Source organism: Conexibacter sp. JCM 18997 (assembly GCF_055391915.1).
Window position 1 is genome coordinate 3,375,294 of record NZ_AP043885.1, and the last position, 18,489, is coordinate 3,393,782.

Genomic DNA, 18,489 nt, shown 5'->3' on the forward strand with positions numbered 1-18,489 from the left:
CGACGGCCGCAGGCGAGGATGCCGGCGGCACTCTGCTGCTGAACGGAACTCTCGAGACCTGCGCGTAGAGGCATCCATCTGCTGGACTCGGCCAAGACGGCGTCAGGTACGCGAGGTGCACGGGACTCAACGACTGCGCTGTCGGCACAATCGCGGCGATGCGTACCCCGACCTCATGAACAACACCAACCGACCCCGGCGTCTGCGGCGCCCATCCTCATTTGACGCCGTCTGATGCGCTCTCCGCCGCCGAGTCGGCGGACATCGGCGCGCTGGTTGTCAGCCTTGACCACACATCGTTGGGCATCGGCAAGATCGTGGCAACGCAGAGCGGAACGGTCACGATCGAGTATTTCGATTCCGTCGCGAACCCGGCGGCCGGTAGACACACCGTTTCCAGCGACCGCGTCGTACGCGCCAGCCTCGAACGTCAATTGCGCGTGTACTTTCGAGACGGCTCAAAGTGGAGCGTGGGACGCGTAATGGACGAGGAGCTTGGTCGTGTCCAAGTACGCCCCCCCGGCGACACGGCCGATCGCTGGCTCGGAATCGAAGAGCTATTCGTGCGGTGGGACGAACCTCTTGATGATCCCGTCGCCGTGCTGCGCGATCGAGCCCTGGAGACGCCGTACTACTACTTCGCACGTCGGGCGTTCGTCGACTCGATGCTCGCTCAGGACGCCGCCGTTCGCGGGAACCGGAGCCTGACCTCGGCCTCCGTCGAGATCTACGACCATCAGGTCCGGGTAGCGAGCCGGGTCCTCTCCGACCCGGTACGGCGGTTCCTGCTCGCCGACGAGGTCGGTATGGGCAAGACGATCGAGGCTGGCCTCGTGATCCGACAGCAACTACTGGACGATCCCGAAGCCCATGTACGCGTCGTCGCTCCGGCCCGAATGTGCCAGCAGTGGCTGCGGGAGTTGAGGGAACGATTCTTCATCGACGACAGCCTCCTCTCAACGGTGGAAGTCATCGACGCTGCCGATCCTGGGGCTTGGCGAGTCTCCAGGGAACAAGGTCCTCCGGACCTCCTCGTGATCGACGAGGCCCATCACGTTGCCCGTTTAGCGCATGCATCTCCTGTGAAGCAGGGGCGGTTCGCGCAGGCCGCTCGGCTGGCCCACTCATCGGCTGGGCTGCTTCTTCTCTCCGCCACGCCCGTCGCGCACAACGAGACGACCTACCTAAGCATGCTGCATCTCCTCGATCCCGACAATTACGCACTGGACCGGGCCGCGGAGTTTCGCCAGCGGGTCGAGAACCGTCATGACCTCGCCCGAGCGTTCGTGCTCTTTCGGCCAGGACAGACGTACCGCCGACTTGAGCGCAACGCGGATCGTCTTCGTGAGTTGCTGGGGTCGGACGAGGCCAGTCTCACCCGGTTAGACGAGTTACTGGACTTGGGTGCGGACGCTGAACAAGACGAACTCGACAGTCGGATCCGTGCTCTGCGTGTGGCGATCAGCGACCGTCATCGGCTTCATTACCGAATGATCCGGAGCCGCCGAGATGAGGCAACAGACTTCCCGATTCGCGGCAGGCGTCTCGACCGGATCATCGAAACGTCGCCGGCCAGCGGCGTTCGACTTGCGGAATGGCTTGACCGTTGGAGAGCCGCTTTCGCAAACGACTGCGGGGCTGAACTCGACAGCGATCAGCAGGCTACGGCCCGCTGCATGCTCGACCGAGCGATGGCATTTCCCAGCGTGCTTCACGCCGCAGTCGCGTACCGACTCGGAGACCGAAGCCCCCATTCGCTGGCTCGCGCAGGAGCCGCCGATCGGGATGCCCTCAGCGCCCCCGTTGGACCCGAGGAACGAGCGGCCCTTGCAGCGTTCGATCTAGCCGAACTGATGGAGAGCGAAGAGTCGCGCATCCAGCACGTCCTGGATCTCATATGGACCTTCCCGCGCCGACGCAAGGTCGTCGTGTTCGCCGGATTCGCCTCGACCGCAGCGAAGCTCGGAAGCGCTCTCGTGGAACTCCTTGACCACGACCAGGTCGTCACGCACACGACCGACCTGTCGCTCGATCAGAGCGAGCAAGCGCTTCGGCAATTCCGCGAGGAGCGTGCGTGCAATGTCCTTGTCTGCGACGAGTCCGCCGAAGAGGGGCTGAACCTCCAGTTCGCGGAGGTCCTCATCCATGCCGAACTGCCTGGCGACCCGAACCGACTCGAGCAAAGAATCGGGCGTTTGGATCGGCACGGAGAACGCTCCCCTGCAGATAACATCCTGCTGGGTGACGGCTACGAAGGCTCGCTGCTTGATGCTTCCATCGCCCTTCTTCGGGACGGCTTCGGAGTCTTCGATAGGTCAATCTCGTCGTTTCAGTTCGTCGTCGACGCGCTGGCGCCGGAGATCACCTCAGCGATCATGCAGGAAGGCCCGATCGGACTCCGGCGAATTGCGGATCGCCTCCCTGAGCGCCTCGAAGCAGAGAAGCGCGAGATCAGTCAGCAGGACCAACTCGACTCGATCGAGGCGATCGAGATCTCGCACCCGGTGGCCGAGGCACTCAGGGGCTTAGACGCCCATTGGGAGGAACTTGAGGCCGCCCACGAAGGGCTCATCTGTGCCGGTAAAGGCAACCTGCGGTTCACACGCGAGCCGTACTTCCGCGACGCGGCCCTCTGCAGTTACTGGGCGAAGGATCCTCGCCGAGGAACCGAACCACTCATACCCCAGCGCGATCTCACCTCCTTCATGCTCGGAGCGACATCCGAGCGGGGCGTCGTCCGAAACGGAAGCCATGACCGGCAGGCGGCGCTGCGGCACGCTGGCGCACGCGTCTGGAGGGCTGGCGATGCACTCCTCGATGGACTCCTGCGGTACGTGCGCGAGACAGATGTTCGGGGTCGGGCATACGGCATCTGGCGTCTCCTCCCAGACATGGAAGCCGGCGACTGGACCGCCGCGCTTCGCTTCGACATCCTTGTGAAAGCGGGGAGCGCACCAACTGCCGGCGATCTCGCCGGAGACAGGGTGATCGACCGGCGAGCAGGCAGTCTCCTACCCCCGATGATCGAAACGGTCTGGGTCGGCGTGGACAACCGCGAGGTGGATGACCCTCGCCTGAGAGCGCGGTTCACCGCGAAGTACTCCCCGTCCTTCGGCGACGTCCGTTTGGGCCTCGATCGGTGGGAACTCGTCGAACGGACCCTAGTCGGGCTCGACTGGGAGGCTTGGTGCACACACGCTCGCGAATCTGCCCTGGCGGTTGCCATGCAGCGCGAAACGGTGCTCGAGCGGATCGAGGCCGCAACCGGCGAATCGACCAGGTTCGGTGAAGCAAGAATCGAGGCGCTCCGGACTCGGCATGTCCTGTTCCCTGATTCCGCCGAGGCCCTTCGCTTCGAGGAAGAGGCCGCCACGCGTGTCAAACGTGCCGTCGAGGCTCCACACGCGGAAGTTGATGCCGCAGGACTCGTGATCCTGTCGGGCAACCGGATTGAGGCGGCCGGTGACTGACGGCTTCCAGTGGGGTTTGGCGGCCCTGAAGGATTTTCCAGCCTTCGGTGAGGTTCCGTTCCCGCTTTCCGAATGGTCGAGCGCGCAGCGCCGGCTAGCCCATGCGCTACACGGCGCCCGATCAGGCGACCGCACGCTGCCGACGGCGCCGCGAGATCTTGTTCCGCTCGTGCGCCATCTACTGCTCGGACGTGAGAACGGCCACCGTTTCCCCATTGCGGTTGCTGCGGACCCCCGGCTCCCCTCTCCGAAGCAGTGGGAAGATGGGGGCTGCAGTTGCACGCCGTTCGCGGGCGGTTTCACGATCCGCGCTAATCAGTGGTCGCCGCCGTGGCTCCCGGGGTCCGACGCCGAACCCCCCGCGCGGGCCGCCTCGCTCGGAAGGTATGAGGGCATCGGCCCGGTACGTGACGATGGGCCGGCGGCCGACCCGTTCTACTACGCCGCGACGCGGCGAACGCACTATCGCTCACGCGGTCAGCGAGTAGCCCTCCACACAGTCCTGGCAGCGAGACCGGGAAGCACCATCGTTGCCAACCTTCCGACGCGGAGCGGCAAGAGTGCCCTCGCGTTCCTACCCGCCATCCTCGGGGCGAGCCAGGGCAAGACAACCCTTGTCGTCGTACCAACGACGGCTCTCGCGGTCGACCAGGAGCGACAATTCCTAGAGCTCAACTCGCCGCTCATCGAATCGGCGCCCACCCGCCTAGCGTTTCACAGCGCGCTCAGCGAGGCTGAGAAGCAGGACATGAAGCGCCGTATCCGCGACGGCGAGCAGGTGATCGTGTTCACGTCACCCGAAGGGCTTCTCGGTGCTCTCCGGCTGTCGGTGAGGGAAGCAGCTGAGGCCGGCAGAATCAGCCTGTTCGTTGTGGATGAAGCCCACACTGTTTCCCAGTGGGGCGAGGACTTCCGTCCGGAGTTCCAAGCGCTCGGCAGTGTTCGGCGAACGCTCCTGGAGGCGAGCCCGCAGCCCTTCTCGACGCTGCTGATGACAGGCACGCTGACGCCTACAACCCTCGATGCCTTGGTGCTGCTGTTCCGCTCCCCTCTAGGCCTCCACTTGGTCTCGTCAGTTGATCTCCGGCTCGAGCCTTCGTATTGGCAAGCCCACAGTTCGACAACAGAGGAACGCGAGGAACGACTGCTTGAGGCAGTTCACCGACTCCCGCGCCCGATCATCCTTTACACGACGAAGGTCAAGGACTCCGAGCGCCTCTTGCGGCGACTGAAGGATGACGGCTACGCGCGGGTCGCCAGCGTGACTGGCAAGACGTCGGCTGCTGGCAGGCGTGACGTCATCGCGCGCGTCCGGGGCGACGCGGTCGACTCGGACGGGCGCGCTCGAACGGGAGTGGATGTCGTAGTGGCGACGAGCGCGTACGGCCTTGGCGTGGATCAGCCCGACGTGCGTGCGGTGCTACACGCCTGCGTGCCCGAGTCCATCGACCGCTTCTACCAAGAGGTGGGACGGGGAGGTCGCGACGGCCTGCCCTCTCTGTCGCTTGTCCTTCATACGGATTCCGACCTCGACGTGGCGAGAAGACTCTCGCTCAAGACAATCATCGGCGTTGATAAGGCAAGCGTTCGATGGCGGTCTATGTGGGCCGCTCGACAAGCCGGCGACATCGTGCGACTCGACACGATTCCCCCCTATCTCCCAGCCAACAGCGAGAAGAACGAGCAGTGGAACCTTCTGACACTGCTCCTTATGCAACGGGCCGGGATGCTGGATGTCGAGCTTCCGGAGGCACCGGAGTCGACGCCGGAGGAAGACCCGGAAGCGTGGGATGAGCTGTGGTTGCAGCATCTGGTTCGGCTTCGTGCGGGCAACCTGGCTGACAGCACCCGCTGGGCCGATCTGGAGGACGAGGCGAAGGAGGTACACAAGCGCGATCAAGCATCGCTGCAGTTGATGGAGGAGGCGCTCTCGGGCGAGACCCCCCTCGATTCCCTCCTTAGGAGTGCTTACGAAATCTCGGCCGGGGACTCCGTGACGCTCCCGCAAGTCTCGGTGAAGGTCGGTGGATCACACGGCGGCTGCACCGCCTCTCGGCGCACTGGGCGGCCAGTCCGACGTGACGCCTCGCCAACCCCGCCAGCGCTCCTTGATGCAGACCGATCGTTATACGGCGAGTTGACTCACCTCGTGCCGGAAGCAGGCGTCCTCACCGTGCACTTCGTCCGCCCGAGCGCCGGACAGACGGCGAGTCTGAGGCGCAAGTTGGGTCGCGCAGTGCCCGCCCTGACGCGCGGAGGCGTCCGCACCCTCGTGGGGCCAGAAGACGTTCTTGCTCTCGCGCCGATTCGCGAGGCTTGGAAAAGCACTCCGACGCGTGCGGTCTTCGTCGGCAGGCGCTTCCAGTTAGCACAGTTGCCGGGTTGCCCTTCCTTGTTGATCGCGGATGCGAATACGCCCAGGCGAGATCTTCATGCGTTTTTCGCCGCCGGCGTGCCGGGGGTCCTAATCACGCCGGCCGACCTACCGGACTTCGAGCGGCCAGATAGAGCGATCGTCGATGTGCGGCGACCAATCATGGATCTCGACGAACTGCTACGAAGGTTGACCTAGTGGGAATCGTGAATCCGACCGAGGTCCATCCCGGCATCATGCGTGCTCTGTACCGCCTGTGCGTCCGGATGCCCACGGCCTTCGAAGCCACGACCGACGGATACGTGAATTTGCTCGCGCCGAAGACCGCGATTCACCGAGGCTCCGCGCCCAGGCTCAGCGCCGAGCGAACGGTCAAGGAGGCAGTGTCGATCGGTGTGCTCGAGTCCGCTGAAGACGACCGCTACCGCCTGGCTCTGCCCAGGCCGCCTAAGCGTGGCTCCGAGGAAGTTGCGGACGCGTTCTTCGTTCGAGAACTCAGACGTCTCGTCCTCCTCAAGCGCAACAACGACTCGCTTTTTCAGCCGGCTTCACCCGACGAGGCCTATGAGGGCGGCGAGGGCGGCGAGGGCGGCGAGGGCGGCGACCAGGACGAGCGAACCGACGGCCAGGCCCTTTCGGCGAACCAGTCACGTGAATTCACGCGAATCCTTTGCTGGCTACTGCTTCAGGACCCCGGTCGCCCTCCCCTCGAATGGACCGGCCCGGAGGACCGGAACGTTCAGTTGATGCAAGGCCAGTACGACGGTCGCGACCTAGTGAGCAACAACAACCGATGGGTGAACTTCCGGCGGTGGTCTCAATTTCTTGGCTTCGCTCGTGACAACGGAAGAAACGGACTCTTCCCCGATCCCACCCCCGCGGTGCAGGACGCCGTCTCCGAACTTGATGCCGGAGCGGAACTTCCCATTGTCGACCTGCTCGCCCGGGTGGCCGAAGCGCTGCCAGTGATCGACGGGGGCACATACCGGCGCGAGGTCTTGGCACACGTCGGCCTGGAGGAGACGCCAGGAGTGGCGTCAGGCAGCCTCAGCCTCGCATTGCTTCGGCTGCAGAACGCCGGAGCGATCGGCCTGGAGCGCCGAGCTGACTACCGAGGTGGCTCGCTGGTTGTCGGCGCCCAGCCCTACACCCACGCGGTGCTGAGGCAGCCCAGATGAAGAACTTCGCATGCTGGAAGGTGGAGGAGGTTGGCAGCACTCTCGTCGACGACGCCAACCGCGACGCTCCCGCAGTCTTCAGCGCTGTTCACCGACCCGCGCGGGTGCTCCGCAAGGACATTCGCCGTAGCCGCTCCGATCGTGGAACACCGGTAACCGAGCATGAGGTGCTCGACGCGCTCCTCGGTGGTGATCCCACCGACGATCGCATCGTTCCGGTGGTCGGTGAGTCCGGCACAGGCAAGTCCCATCTCATCCGCTGGCTTGATGCCAACATCGAACGGTCCGACGACCTGCACGTGGTGTACATCGAGAAGCGAGGCACCAGTCTGAAGCAGGTCATCCACAAGATCCTCGAAGGCCTGGATCAGCCCAACATCCGCCACCGTGAGCGCTTCATCGAACTCCGAGCGGAGGTTGACAAGGCGGCAGCCGGCCTGGACGAGGGGATAGCGAGACTGAAGCTGCTTTCCGAGATCGCGTTCGCTGTGCGCGAACACGGAGCAGACGTCACCGCTTCTGATGACGAGTTGCTCGACAGGCAGGATCTAGCGGAGTCGTTGCCGGACCTCCTGAACGATCCCGAGTTTCGGGCTCCCCTTCTCGCCGATGACGGTGTCATCGCCGAAACTGTGGCAAGGACCCTGGGTGAGAAGCGAAGCGACGGCGAGATACCGGCCTTCACCGATAGCGATCTCGACCTCGACGTTCAGGACGTAATGCGCGCGGGAGCGGTAGCACGGGACCTTCGCCAAGATCTCTACGGCGACCCGGAGCAGCGCGCCCTTGCCGTCCGCATGCTCAACGAGCAGATAAATCCAGCGCTCGGCGGGTTGCTCGGAATCGATCGGCGCCAGGTCTACGACGTGATGCTTGACGTCCGCGAGGCGCTGTTCGAAGAGGGAAGGACGCTGGTGCTCCTGGTCGAGGACTTCGCACTTCTCCGCGGCGTCGAAACACAACTACTCGACGCCATGATCGCGGAAGCCGAGAGCCGAGGAGAACGAGTCCTGTGCCCCATGAGGAGCGCCCTCGCAGTTACCAGTGGCTACTTCGAAGGCAAGGAAGGTGCGCTGACCCGCATCCACTCACGCGGTGGGTACCTGTACAGCCTGGATGCCGAACTCGGTGAGGCCGACACCGCGGTCGGACACGAGGCGGTGGAGGCGTTCGTCGCGACGTACCTCAACGCCGCTCGGGTCGGGCGCCAGAAGCTCACACATGCGTTCGAGAGCCGGTCGACCGTTGCGACGAGCAACAAGGACTGGCTCCCAAATGCTTGCACCGACTGCCCTTTCCAAGAGAAGTGTCATGAGGCGTTCGGCGAGTCAGAGGGCTTCGGGCTCTACCCATTCAATCGCCCCTCGCTGCAACGCATCATCAACTCGCAGACGGATGTCTTCGACCCACGGCACATCCTCCAGATCCTCGAAGGTGCGCTCCGCACGCAGCACGCCGTTCTGACCGCTGGCCGATTTCCTGACCACGAATGGCTCAAGCGCTACGACGAGCAAGCGGTCATTGGCAGACCCGAATTGCGCTACCTGCCGGCCGCCGTCTCCACTGTTTACGAGCAGGCCGATCCGCCGACGGCTGAACGCCGCAAGGCGCTCATCACCTTCTGGGGTGGAACTCCGCGCGAGCCTGTCAACCTGCGCCCGGAGATTCACGAGGCCTTTGACCTGCCTCGGCTTTCGGACCTGCCGGACCTGGACACGGTGGTCACGCCCCCCGAAGAGACATCGCCCTCGGGAGGCATGCGGCCGGGCCACCGGGGGGAAGAACCGCGTTCAACTAAGACCCAACCGTCGAGCACTGAAGACCGTGAGAGTCTCGCGCTCGACACCTGGGGCCGAGGAGGCGTGCTAGAGCAAAGCCTCGCGAACCGCATCCGAAAGACGTTGGCGGTAGCGGTGCGGGGCGCCCGCGAATGGTCGAGTTTCGGTGTGGGGAAGCGCGCCCTGGAATCGCTCGTCAGCCAGAGCGCATTCTCGTTGGGACCGAAAGCGCGTGGAGAAGGATCAGTGGCGTCCGCGACGCTTGGCACTGTCGAGCCATCGGACGCGAACGCGTTCCTGCTGCAAGGTGTGCTCCAAGCGGAGGCACGCGGCGATTGGAATTTCGAGCGGGGAATCGAGCGGTTCGTCACCTTCAGCGGTCTGGTGGACGCATGGGCCGTGGGGGCATTGCGCCGCCTGCGGCCATCGGACGGATCGATCGTTGCCGCCACGCAGACCCTGCTTCTGGGGACAGCGGCGCTGGGCATCGCGGGCCCGAGCGACACGGACGAGCGCCTGCTGGAGGCGATCTTCGCCGAGCCGAGTCTTGGGGACCGGACATCGGACGCGGGCTGGCTTCGCTATCAACAGACGTTGATGAGCGGGCCGTCGGGTAGCGCGAGTCGACAAGACCTGATCGACCTCCTGCTGACTCAGACCGAACTCAGACGAGCCGTCGGCGACAACCTCCTCCCACTTGCGCTCGACTCCGGTACCGTCATGACCGCGATCGAGGAACTGCGGAAGAACGGCTGGGAGGAGGTCACAGTGGCGGAGGGAGTTGATCGGGCGATCTCGAGACACAGCGAAGCGCTCAGCCGAACACTGCCCGCTGCAGTAGAAGCGCATCTCGCAGTCCTTGGTGAGCAACGCGCCCATGCCCTCGGCTTGTTAGGAGGGATCCGAGACGCGGCCCAGATCGCCGAGGCAGTCGGCGAAGCGCACGACTCAGCGCGCGACGCCGGCGTCGCCACGCCGGAGTTCGAGGTGGACACGAGCGAGCGGGAAGCTCGGTTCCGAGGCGCCGATCTGCGAGCGCTCGATCGACTGAAGGATCTCGAGCGCATCGGAGAGCTCAGGTGGCCACGACGGCTCGACCTCCTCGTCCGCGCCCAACGGGAGGAACTGGAATCCATCGACTCCTACCTCGTCTGGGCCGACCAGACGCTGAGTGTCGCTCAGACGGCTGTCGTCGCGGGTCTCGGTGGACGTCCGGAGGCAAGAGTTGGGATCGCGTCCATTAGCGCGCAGGTGGCGTCCGCCATTCGGGCCCTGGCCGACGAGCTAGAGGTGACGGTGTGACGGAGACTCGTGACGAGATTGCCTCTGAGCGATCAACATCACTTCTGCGCCGGGCCGCGGAACTCGGTGACGCCGTCGACCAGTTACAGAATCGCGAAGAGACCGCTGACGCCCTGCAGGGACTAGAGGAGGCGCGCGACAGCTTCGAAGCCCGCCTCGCCGACGTCAGGTCGCTGCATGGGAGCGCCCGGGCCCTCTCCGACACCGGGCGCTCGGTCGACCTGCCAGACGGACGGCCGACTGCGCGCTCCCTACGTGCGCTCGCCGAGAGGGTGGACGCAGACCCGAATGCTGTGAGGAATCGACGACGTCAGCTCGATGCGGTGTCGACGTATGTCGAGTCTGGCCGGCAGGCGGTGGAGCCAGCGCTGAAGCGGATCGTTGACGAGGCCAGGGCGGGGATCGAGGTCGGCACGGTCTCCGCGCTCCGCAAGATCGGCCTCCAAGAAGCAGCCGATGCGCTAGCGGTCGAGATCAGGACGCTCGGGGAGTACGCGGCTGCACTCCCGCGCACGAAGGAAGACCTCGAGCAGGTCGACGCCGCGGCGGTCAGGATCAAGGAACTCCTAGCCGAACTCGCGGAGCCGCGGAAAGCGAGGCTTCTGCGATTCGTCCAGGATGCGTCCTCGAGTACCTCGTTGACCCTTGCCGACATCGACGCGGAACTGCTCACTGAACTCCAAGCGAGCGGGGTCGCCGCGGACTTCCGGATCGTGACTCGGCGATGAACCTTGCTGCTCAACTAGAAGCGCTTAGCGCACTGGAACGCACCGAGGCGGAATTGCTCTCGTGGGGCATCGTCGACAGCGGGTTCAGTGAAGACGACGTTCTCGCAACGTTGCAAGTCGAGGTCGATCGACACCGCGCGTCTATCAGCGCTGACGAACTCCTCGACGCGCTGCTGGAACAACGTCTCGTCGTCCCAGTCCCAGACCGTCCGGACCTCTATCGGACGCGGATGGCCGAGACAGTTCGATTGCTCGTGCGACTGCGTCAGCTCTTCCCGAAGCATTCCGGGACCGGGTGGCGAAATGCTTCTCGGCTCGTCGCCGACTTCAGGCTGGCGCTTCGTCCCCGCCGTTACCCCACACGGGACATCTCCATCGACCAAGCGCTCAGCCTGATCGAAGCGGACGTTGTCGATCTGCCCCCCTCAACATCGGCCGCTCTTCGAGCTCTACTCACCTCGCGAGTGGACCCCTCGAGAGCGGAGGAGTTCGCGCTCTCGACCTTCCAGGTGAGAGCCACCGCGTCGATCCTCAGAGGCATCGCGTCTTCGGAGGCCGGCGCCACGGTCATTACCGCTGGCACCGGCAGCGGAAAGACCCTCGCCTTCTACCTCCCGGTGTTGGCGGACATCGCTAGCCGTGGTGGAGGAGGCCCTCACGCGCTCGCCATTTACCCCCGGAACGAACTGCTCAAGGACCAGTTGTCCCAGACCTTCATCGAGGCCCGGCGCCTCGATGGCGCGACCCAGGCGGGAACGAAGCTCACAGTGGGAGCGCTGTTCGGAGCAACGCCACACAGTGCAGATGACGACGATCGTTGGTTCAGCCAAAGAGGCTGGACACGCGCCGGCGACGGCCTTGCCTGTCCATATATGCGATGCCCACGACCTGACTGCTCTGGTCCCCTGGTCTGGTTGAACGTCGATCGCAACAACGGGGTGGAGCGGCTCTCTTGCGGAGACCCTCACTGCTCAGTCTCCATCCCGGGAGATGAGCTGCCGCTCACCCGTGAGGCTCTTCGGAAGGCCCCGCCGGACGTCCTATTCACGACGACAGAGATGCTCAATCGGCACCTCAGCACGTGGGAGGATGAACAGCTGTTGGGTTTGGGGGCAAACCCTCCAAGAGTCGCGCTCATCGACGAGGCGCACACCTACGCGAGCGTGTCGGGCGCACAGTCGGCCCTCCTGCTCCGCCGGTGGCACGCCGCTGTCGGCGGCAAGGTTCACTTTGTGGGCCTCTCTGCAACATTGGCGGATGCCGCATCGTTCTTCGCCCGACTCACGGGAGTGCCCGAGGATCGCGTCGCCCTCATCGAACCGCTCGAGTTCGAAGAGGAGGGAATGGAGTATCAACTCGTTCTCAGAGGCGATCCAGCTTCGGGCACACAATTGCTCTCCACCACGATCCAGGCGGCCATGCTGCTTCGGAGAGTTCTCGACGTTCGGTCCGATCCCGTAAGCAACGGCGCATACGGCAGCAAGGCCTTCGTCTTCACTGACGATCTCGAGATCACTAACCGCCTCTATCACGCCACGCGAGACGCCGAAGCCTTAGGTCCTTACCGGCAGGAGCGCCGACCAGGCGCCACCCCATTGGCTGCACTACGTGCCACTGACCGCCCCGACACGGCTGCCCGCCGGCAGGACGGCCAGGCATGGGACCTCTCAGAGAACCTTGGGCACGATCTGTCCGGACAGACGCTGCTTCATGTGACGCGCGTGTCGTCTCAGGACGCGGGAGTCAATGATCGTTCGGACCTCATCGTGGCCACCGCCTCACTTGAGGTCGGATTCAACGACCCTGAAGTCGGTGGGGTCATACAGCACAAGGCCCCTCGGGACGAGGCGGCGTTCACCCAGCGTCGCGGCCGGGCGGGAAGAACGCGAGCCATGCGTCCGTGGACGGTCGTCACACTCGGCGACTTCGGGCGTGACAGGCTCGTATACGACGCGTATGACCTGCTTTTCGATCCGATCCTGCGGCCGCGACCTCTTCCGATCGGCAACCGGGCCGTGCTACGGATGCAGGCCACGTACGCCTGGCTCGACTGGACGGCCCGTCGGTTGGCGCCGTCGCAGAATCGTTCATCAGGCTGGCGGGCATTAGCCGGCCCGCGAAGCAGTTCGAGTCAACGGACTGCCATAGCCGCGCTGATCGAGCAGACGCTCTCCAGTCCGTCGGTACTCGCGGACTTGCGGGCACATCTCCGGCGAGCGCTTCAGCTCACAGACGATCAAGTCGAAAGCGTCCTATGGGAACCGCCCCGGGCTCTGCTTACGGCGGTGCTGCCGACCGCCCTGCGGCGCCTACAGTCGGACTGGTTCCATCCAACAAGGAACGGTGGCGGACGAGACCGAGACTTTCGGGCCAAGTACGACCCCCTGCCGGACTTCATCCCAGCCAACCTCTTCAGCGAACTCAGCCTGCCAGAGGTCTTGGTCACGACACCTCCGCAGAGCGCCAATGCAGACGAAGAGACGGCCGCGGTTCCCATTCTTCTCTCCCTTCGTACGTTCGCGCCCGGCAACGTCAGCATGCGCTTCGCCGTTGAGCGGCGCGGTGCAAGGTCGTGGATCCCTGCGCCTGCCGGCGCCGCCGTATCCATCGACGCATTCATGACGCGTGGGGAGACGCTGGGTGACTTCGCCTATGAGACCAGCGGCGAGGTGCGGGAAGTTCCGTGCGTCCGGCCCTGGGAGTTTCGAACGGATGGCGTCCCGGAGGACGTCAGTGACAGTTCTCGCGGGAATCTGCATTGGCAGAGCCAGATTGCAGGAGGCGCCGCCCCGCACAGGGTCAAGGTCCCCAGCGCATCCCCTTGGCGGAGCCTGATCGAAACCATCGACTTTCATACCCACAATCGGCGCGGGCCCGTGACCGTTCGTCGTTTCGCGATCGGCGGGGACTACGCCACGCTGCACCGCGACGGATCCGAAGAGGAGGGCTCGTATCTCTTCGTCGCAGATGACGAGCCAGTCGGCCTGGGCTACGAGATCGAGGTGGATGGCTTCACCATTCGCCCGAACTTGCCCGAGCGCTTCGCGCCGTCTGACGTTGATCCGGAGGCAGTGCGTCCCTTCCGCACGGCGCTGTTCGCGGAACTGCTTGCTGCGGATCCTCGCCTGGACGGGATCGCCAACGTTTTCAAGCGTCAGCAACTCGAGCACCTCTATCTGAGCGCTTTGGTGGACCGGGCGATCGCGGCGCACTGCAGCCTGGAGGACGCCTGGCAGTGGCTTCACGCCAGCGACGCGACGCCAGTGCTGCAGGAAGCGGTCGACGGGATCTTCGCTACCGCAATCCCCACAAGCGGATCACAGGATGGCGCAGAAGACCGCCGGGGGGCCGATCGCCTCGCGGCGCTGCTGCACGAACCGCTAGTCGTCGAAGTCCTGAGGGATCTCGCGCCTGTGCTCTGGAATCCCGCGGATGAGGCGTGGGAACGCTTTGCACGCGCGCGTTGGCTCGCCACCCTCGGGGCGGCTATCGCCTCTGCCTGTGGAAGGCTCTGCCCCGACTTCTCCGAGGACGAGGTCATCGTGGACATGGGCGGGGGAGTGCAGCAAGACGGCGGCGTTGACGAGTCCAGCCTTTGGGTGACGGAACGTGTTGTCGGCGGCGGTGGAGCGATCGAGGAGGTGCACCACCGGATGACCGCCGATCCCCGGCGTTTTCTTCGGCTACTTGATCGGACGCTCGATCCGAGCGACTTCGAGGTCGTAGACCATGAGATCCCGAGAGCTCTGGAACTCATCGCCACCTCCGGAGCCACGAGCACCGCCGTCGCTCGCTTCAGGGCCGCAGAGTCCCATGTAGAAAGGAGACTCGCCCTCGAAGACTTCGTCCGCGCTCTGCGGGCTGCCGGCATTGACACCCGGCATGCAGTAGTGGCCGCTTTGAACGCACGCGTGCTGCGGCCGGGAACCTCGGCCGCCACGGATATCGCGCTTCGTGACCTCGCCAACGATTGGGCCGAGGCCGAGAAGCGTCTCGGTATCGAACTCGAGACACGAATTTTTGCCTATGCGTCCAGGCAACGAGAGGACGTCGCGGCAGCCATCCCGGAAGGGAACGGAGTTGGCGATGCCGGCTGGCGATACGGACAAATCCTCGGACTGCTCTGGCCCCATGGCTGGCGCGTGAGGGCCGGCGCACTGTCGCACTACAACCAGTTCAAGGAGACCATTCCGACCGATGCCCGCATGCTCCGGGGCTTCGGCGCCGACACGGTGACGCGCGTCGACGTCACGGAGCCCGACTGGTGGTCGGCGATGGCAGATGCCCTCGCGAACAGGGGCATGTGCGACCTCACGTGCCCACGGCCGCATGAGGACACGATGGCCGACGCCTTGACGCTCCTCGGAACTCAGGCGATCGACACAGGCGCTTATCTGCTTCACCCCTCGGTCGAGCGCATCGACCGGAACGCTGCTGACCTCTCCGTCACCATCGCGCTTGAGACGCCGATTTGATGTCCGCCGGACCACGCACCATCTACAAGCGCCACGATCGAGCGAGGGAGGAGGTCGGTCAGTTGCTCGGCGCAGTCTTCGCCGGTGAGTTGCTGAGTCCCTCGGATGAGATCTGGATCGTGTCGCCATGGATCCGCGACTTGACGGTGCTCGACAACCGAGCCGGCGACTTCAGCGCAGTTCAGCCCCGTTGGGGGCTCCGCGAGATCCGGTTGCTGGACTGCCTAATGACCCTTCTCCAGCGCGGAACGACGGTGCGGCTCAAGACCGGAACCGAGGACGCCAGCGTAGGGGTCGTCCGTGAGTTGGAGCGTCGAGCGAACGACATCGATTCGTCGGAGCAACTCATCACCAAGAGCAGCGCCCTCCTCCACACTAAGGGCCTGCTCACGAGCCGGTGCCTCATCCGCGGATCCATGAATTTTACGCTCAAGGGAATTTATCTGAACGAGGAAGCCGTGACGTACGACGTCGACAAATCGGCGATCGCCGAGATGCGCATCGCGCTTGACGACCAGTGGTAGCCAAAGACCAGGACGCAATAAACCAGTTGTTGTCCGCCTTCGCGGGCTCCGACGGATCGCTCCATCAGTCGCTTGCTCCATGGGTAGAGCGACTGCGGCGCGGCCAGCCGACGATCCTTCCAGCGACGGACGCCGACGGTGCCCTGCACCTCTACGGCATCGCACGCTCAAGACCGATGGCCCGAGGTCTGGCAGAGGAACTGCTGGCCGCGATTGGCCCGAGTTGGTCGGATTTCGAAGGCGCTCCATCTGTACTCGATCCCGCCGACCCGCGAGAGGCTGCACTGCTCGCCTTCCAGGCTGAGCTCGGCAGAGGTCCGGTGTTGAAGGCGACGGTGCGCGACAAACCGAAGGCTTGGGCCGCGATGAAGCGACTGAAGTACGCCTGGGATCAGCGCCCTGAGGCACGAAGGGAGGTCCTCGAGCCGCTCTCGGAGGTGCTCCGGGACATTGAGCTCGCTATTCAGACCTCCTCGATTGCCGAGGCTGAACGACTCCTGGTGGTCCTTCGGGAGCGCGGCGAGATGTCGAGTCAGAACCTGCTCTTTATCGAGTTGCGCCTTCTGGCTGCCGCCGGACGATGGTCTGAAGTGCTTCGACACCCGCGCCTGGATGACGTGGTGAACGCCCGACGGCCGATCCGCGTCACGGCGATGTTGGTCGAGGCACTGGATGCCGTGTACTTCGCACGTGCGGCCGCTGCGGATGATGCGGCGCTGGCGCTCGCGAGCTTCAAAGAAGGTGTGCGCGACCGATTTGCGCCGCTTCTGCAATCAGGCCCCGACCTCGACTCAGCGCATGCACTGCAACTGCGCATCCTTGAGATCGTTTCGCGAGATGGCACCCGAGAGGAAGCACGCGCTCAGCTTGAAGTCGCGCCACCGACCGACCTGCCATGGCTCAACCGCCTCGCTGACCTCGCAACGGAGGCGCGACCAACCGTTGAGCCAGAGCCCGACGGCACCGAGGCGACACAGCTCATCGCCACCGCTCGGGAAGCCGGCTACGCGAAGGACCACCGCCGTGTGCTCCAACTGCTTGAGGCAACGCCGCCATCGATCGAGACCGTCGAGCTTCTTCTTGGCGCGGCGGTGGCGATTCGCAGCCTGAAGGCTGCTCGCCAAGTCGTCGTCGCGTTCGAGCAGTTGAGCGCGGATCAGCGAGACACGTTGCTCGCGCTTCCTCTCCTCGGAACGCCTCTGCGCGACATGCTCACGCTCGGCGGCGCCGGCGACGCCGTGATCGACTCCTGGCAACAGTGGCTGAGAAGACTGGCCGAGGACGCAGACTTTCCGAACGCCCTCGAAATCGCTGAACTCGGCTCGGTGGAATGGCGTCCTACGGAACCGGAGAACGAAGTGGAGGCATCGGCTCTGGCGCTCGCGCTGACGAGCGTTACAGACGGCGCGCGCCCGACTCTGGAGCGCGCTCTTCCTCACCTACTCGCCTACCTCACCAGGCGCCCTACGACCGATGACACCTCTACACCTGTCTACGGCGCCATCCTCGAGTTACTCGCCTACGGAGACTCACGCTCTCGGGCCGTGCGGGAGGCAGCGACCGCCGTTCTGACGCGCCTACTGGAGGCCACTCCTACAGCCGACAGCTACGAAGGCATCATCGAGATGGCCGGCCATATCTGGCGGGAAGGTCTGCGGTCACCCAAGACCCTGGACTGGTTGGTCGACGTCCTGCAAGTGCTCGTTGATCATCCATGCCCGAGTGATGGCGCCAGAGCGGAACTCGTGCAAGAGGCACTCGCCGACGCGGCGTCCTGGCGGGAGATCGACTCCGTCGACCTCGAGTTCCTCACCCTCCTAGCAACCGATCAGGTCTTCGCAGGCCGATTCGAGGGCGAGGTTCAAGCGTTGGCGACGACACACGGCGCGACCAGTGAAGTCGAGGCACCCGCAGATTCGCCTGCGCGCGATCTCGGTGAACTGCTCATCGGCATCTACACGCTGAGCGAGCCGGCCGCGATGCGTGCGCGGACGATCCTCTCTCGGCGCTATCCGCGGATGATCATTGAGTTGAACCACGAACACGACGGGTCCGAGCGATTGCGCAGCCTGTCGCGCCGAGCGGACGTCATGGCCGTGGTGATCGCCAGTGCGAAACACGCCGCTACCGACGCGATACGCCGCGTGGTTGACGACGACGCCCTGCTAGAGGTCGGGAGCGCCGGCAGCACAGGTCTCGTCCGCGCCGTCCTGGGCCGCCTCGACGAACTTGCTGCCGTCTGATCAGCCGCATGTTTGCACGCTCACTCGCCGGGCCGGGTAAGACCCGGGACGGCTCATCCCAGCGTGCCGCCGAGCGTAACGTCCGCACAGCACGTGTCAGTCCTCGAACGGGAGCCTCGCCTTCCCCTGCTTCGGTGGACTGATCCGTCCCGGTGGGCAGCCCGGGTCTGAGAGGACTACGGAGAACGAATGATTCACGGCGTAGACCAGAAGGGCAGGCATCGTTACGAATCACATATCGCGCGGCTGTTCATGTCTTGCGAGGCCCTCTCGCGCCGACGCCCGATCGATAAGGGCACTGCACTGTAAGAGGCGAGGATCCAATCTCGTTGTCAGAGCGATTTGCAAAGATCGACCTTTAAGCGGCGTAGTGCGCTCGATCACCTAGAGCGACTGAGGCAGTTGGCCGCCCACGGC

The 18,489-nt window shown here is 64.6% G+C and carries 8 protein-coding genes; all 8 read left to right on the plus strand.

Annotated features, from left to right (window positions below; genetic code table 11):
- Positions 1-221 precede the first annotated feature (221 nt).
- The 8 genes from dpdE to dpdD all read left to right on the plus strand — a co-directional run bounded on the left by dpdE (position 222) and on the right by dpdD (position 18,072).
- Complete coding sequence (dpdE, locus tag ACZ5UI_RS17140) at positions 222-3,470, plus strand: protein DpdE (protein ID WP_464189063.1); 3,249 nt, start codon at positions 222-224, stop codon at positions 3,468-3,470.
- Positions 3,463-6,042, plus strand: a complete 2,580-nt coding sequence (gene dpdF, locus ACZ5UI_RS17145; protein WP_464189065.1) for a protein DpdF — start codon at positions 3,463-3,465, stop codon at positions 6,040-6,042. Before dpdE ends, dpdF begins: the two co-directional genes overlap by 8 nt.
- A gap of 8 nt (positions 6,043-6,050) precedes the next feature.
- Positions 6,051-7,022: a protein DpdG gene (gene dpdG / locus ACZ5UI_RS17150; RefSeq protein WP_464189067.1), complete on the plus strand. Its 972-nt coding sequence runs from the start codon at positions 6,051-6,053 to the stop codon at positions 7,020-7,022.
- Positions 7,019-10,102 (plus strand): protein DpdH, encoded by a 3,084-nt coding sequence (gene dpdH / locus ACZ5UI_RS17155; protein WP_464189069.1) that lies wholly within the window; start codon positions 7,019-7,021, stop codon positions 10,100-10,102. The genes dpdG and dpdH overlap by 4 nt, the downstream gene beginning before the upstream one ends.
- Positions 10,099-10,830 carry a hypothetical protein gene (locus tag ACZ5UI_RS17160; protein ID WP_464189072.1) on the plus strand — a complete coding sequence of 244 codons (732 nt, stop codon included), beginning with the start codon at positions 10,099-10,101 and terminating at the stop codon, positions 10,828-10,830. The genes dpdH and ACZ5UI_RS17160 overlap by 4 nt, the downstream gene beginning before the upstream one ends.
- On the plus strand, positions 10,827-15,305 hold the full coding sequence (gene dpdJ / locus ACZ5UI_RS17165; protein WP_464189074.1) for a protein DpdJ: 4,479 nt from the start codon (positions 10,827-10,829) through the stop codon (positions 15,303-15,305). Before ACZ5UI_RS17160 ends, dpdJ begins: the two co-directional genes overlap by 4 nt.
- 62 nt (positions 15,306-15,367) lie before the next feature.
- Positions 15,368-15,829 carry a phospholipase D-like domain-containing protein DpdK gene (gene dpdK, locus ACZ5UI_RS17170; protein ID WP_464189076.1) on the plus strand — a complete coding sequence of 154 codons (462 nt, stop codon included), beginning with the start codon at positions 15,368-15,370 and terminating at the stop codon, positions 15,827-15,829.
- Positions 15,823-18,072: a protein DpdD gene (gene dpdD, locus ACZ5UI_RS17175; protein WP_464189078.1), complete on the plus strand. Its 2,250-nt coding sequence runs from the start codon at positions 15,823-15,825 to the stop codon at positions 18,070-18,072. The genes dpdK and dpdD overlap by 7 nt, the downstream gene beginning before the upstream one ends.
- Positions 18,073-18,489: the final 417 nt, after the last annotated feature.

Bases quoted from the DNA above. Each gene is read 5' to 3' on its own strand.
- dpdJ (WP_464189074.1), top strand. From the start codon at position 10,827: ATGAACCTTGCTGCTCAACTAGAAGCGCTTAGCGCACTGGAACGCACC.
- dpdH (WP_464189069.1), top strand. From the start codon at position 7,019: ATGAAGAACTTCGCATGCTGGAAGGTGGAGGAGGTTGGCAGCACTCTC.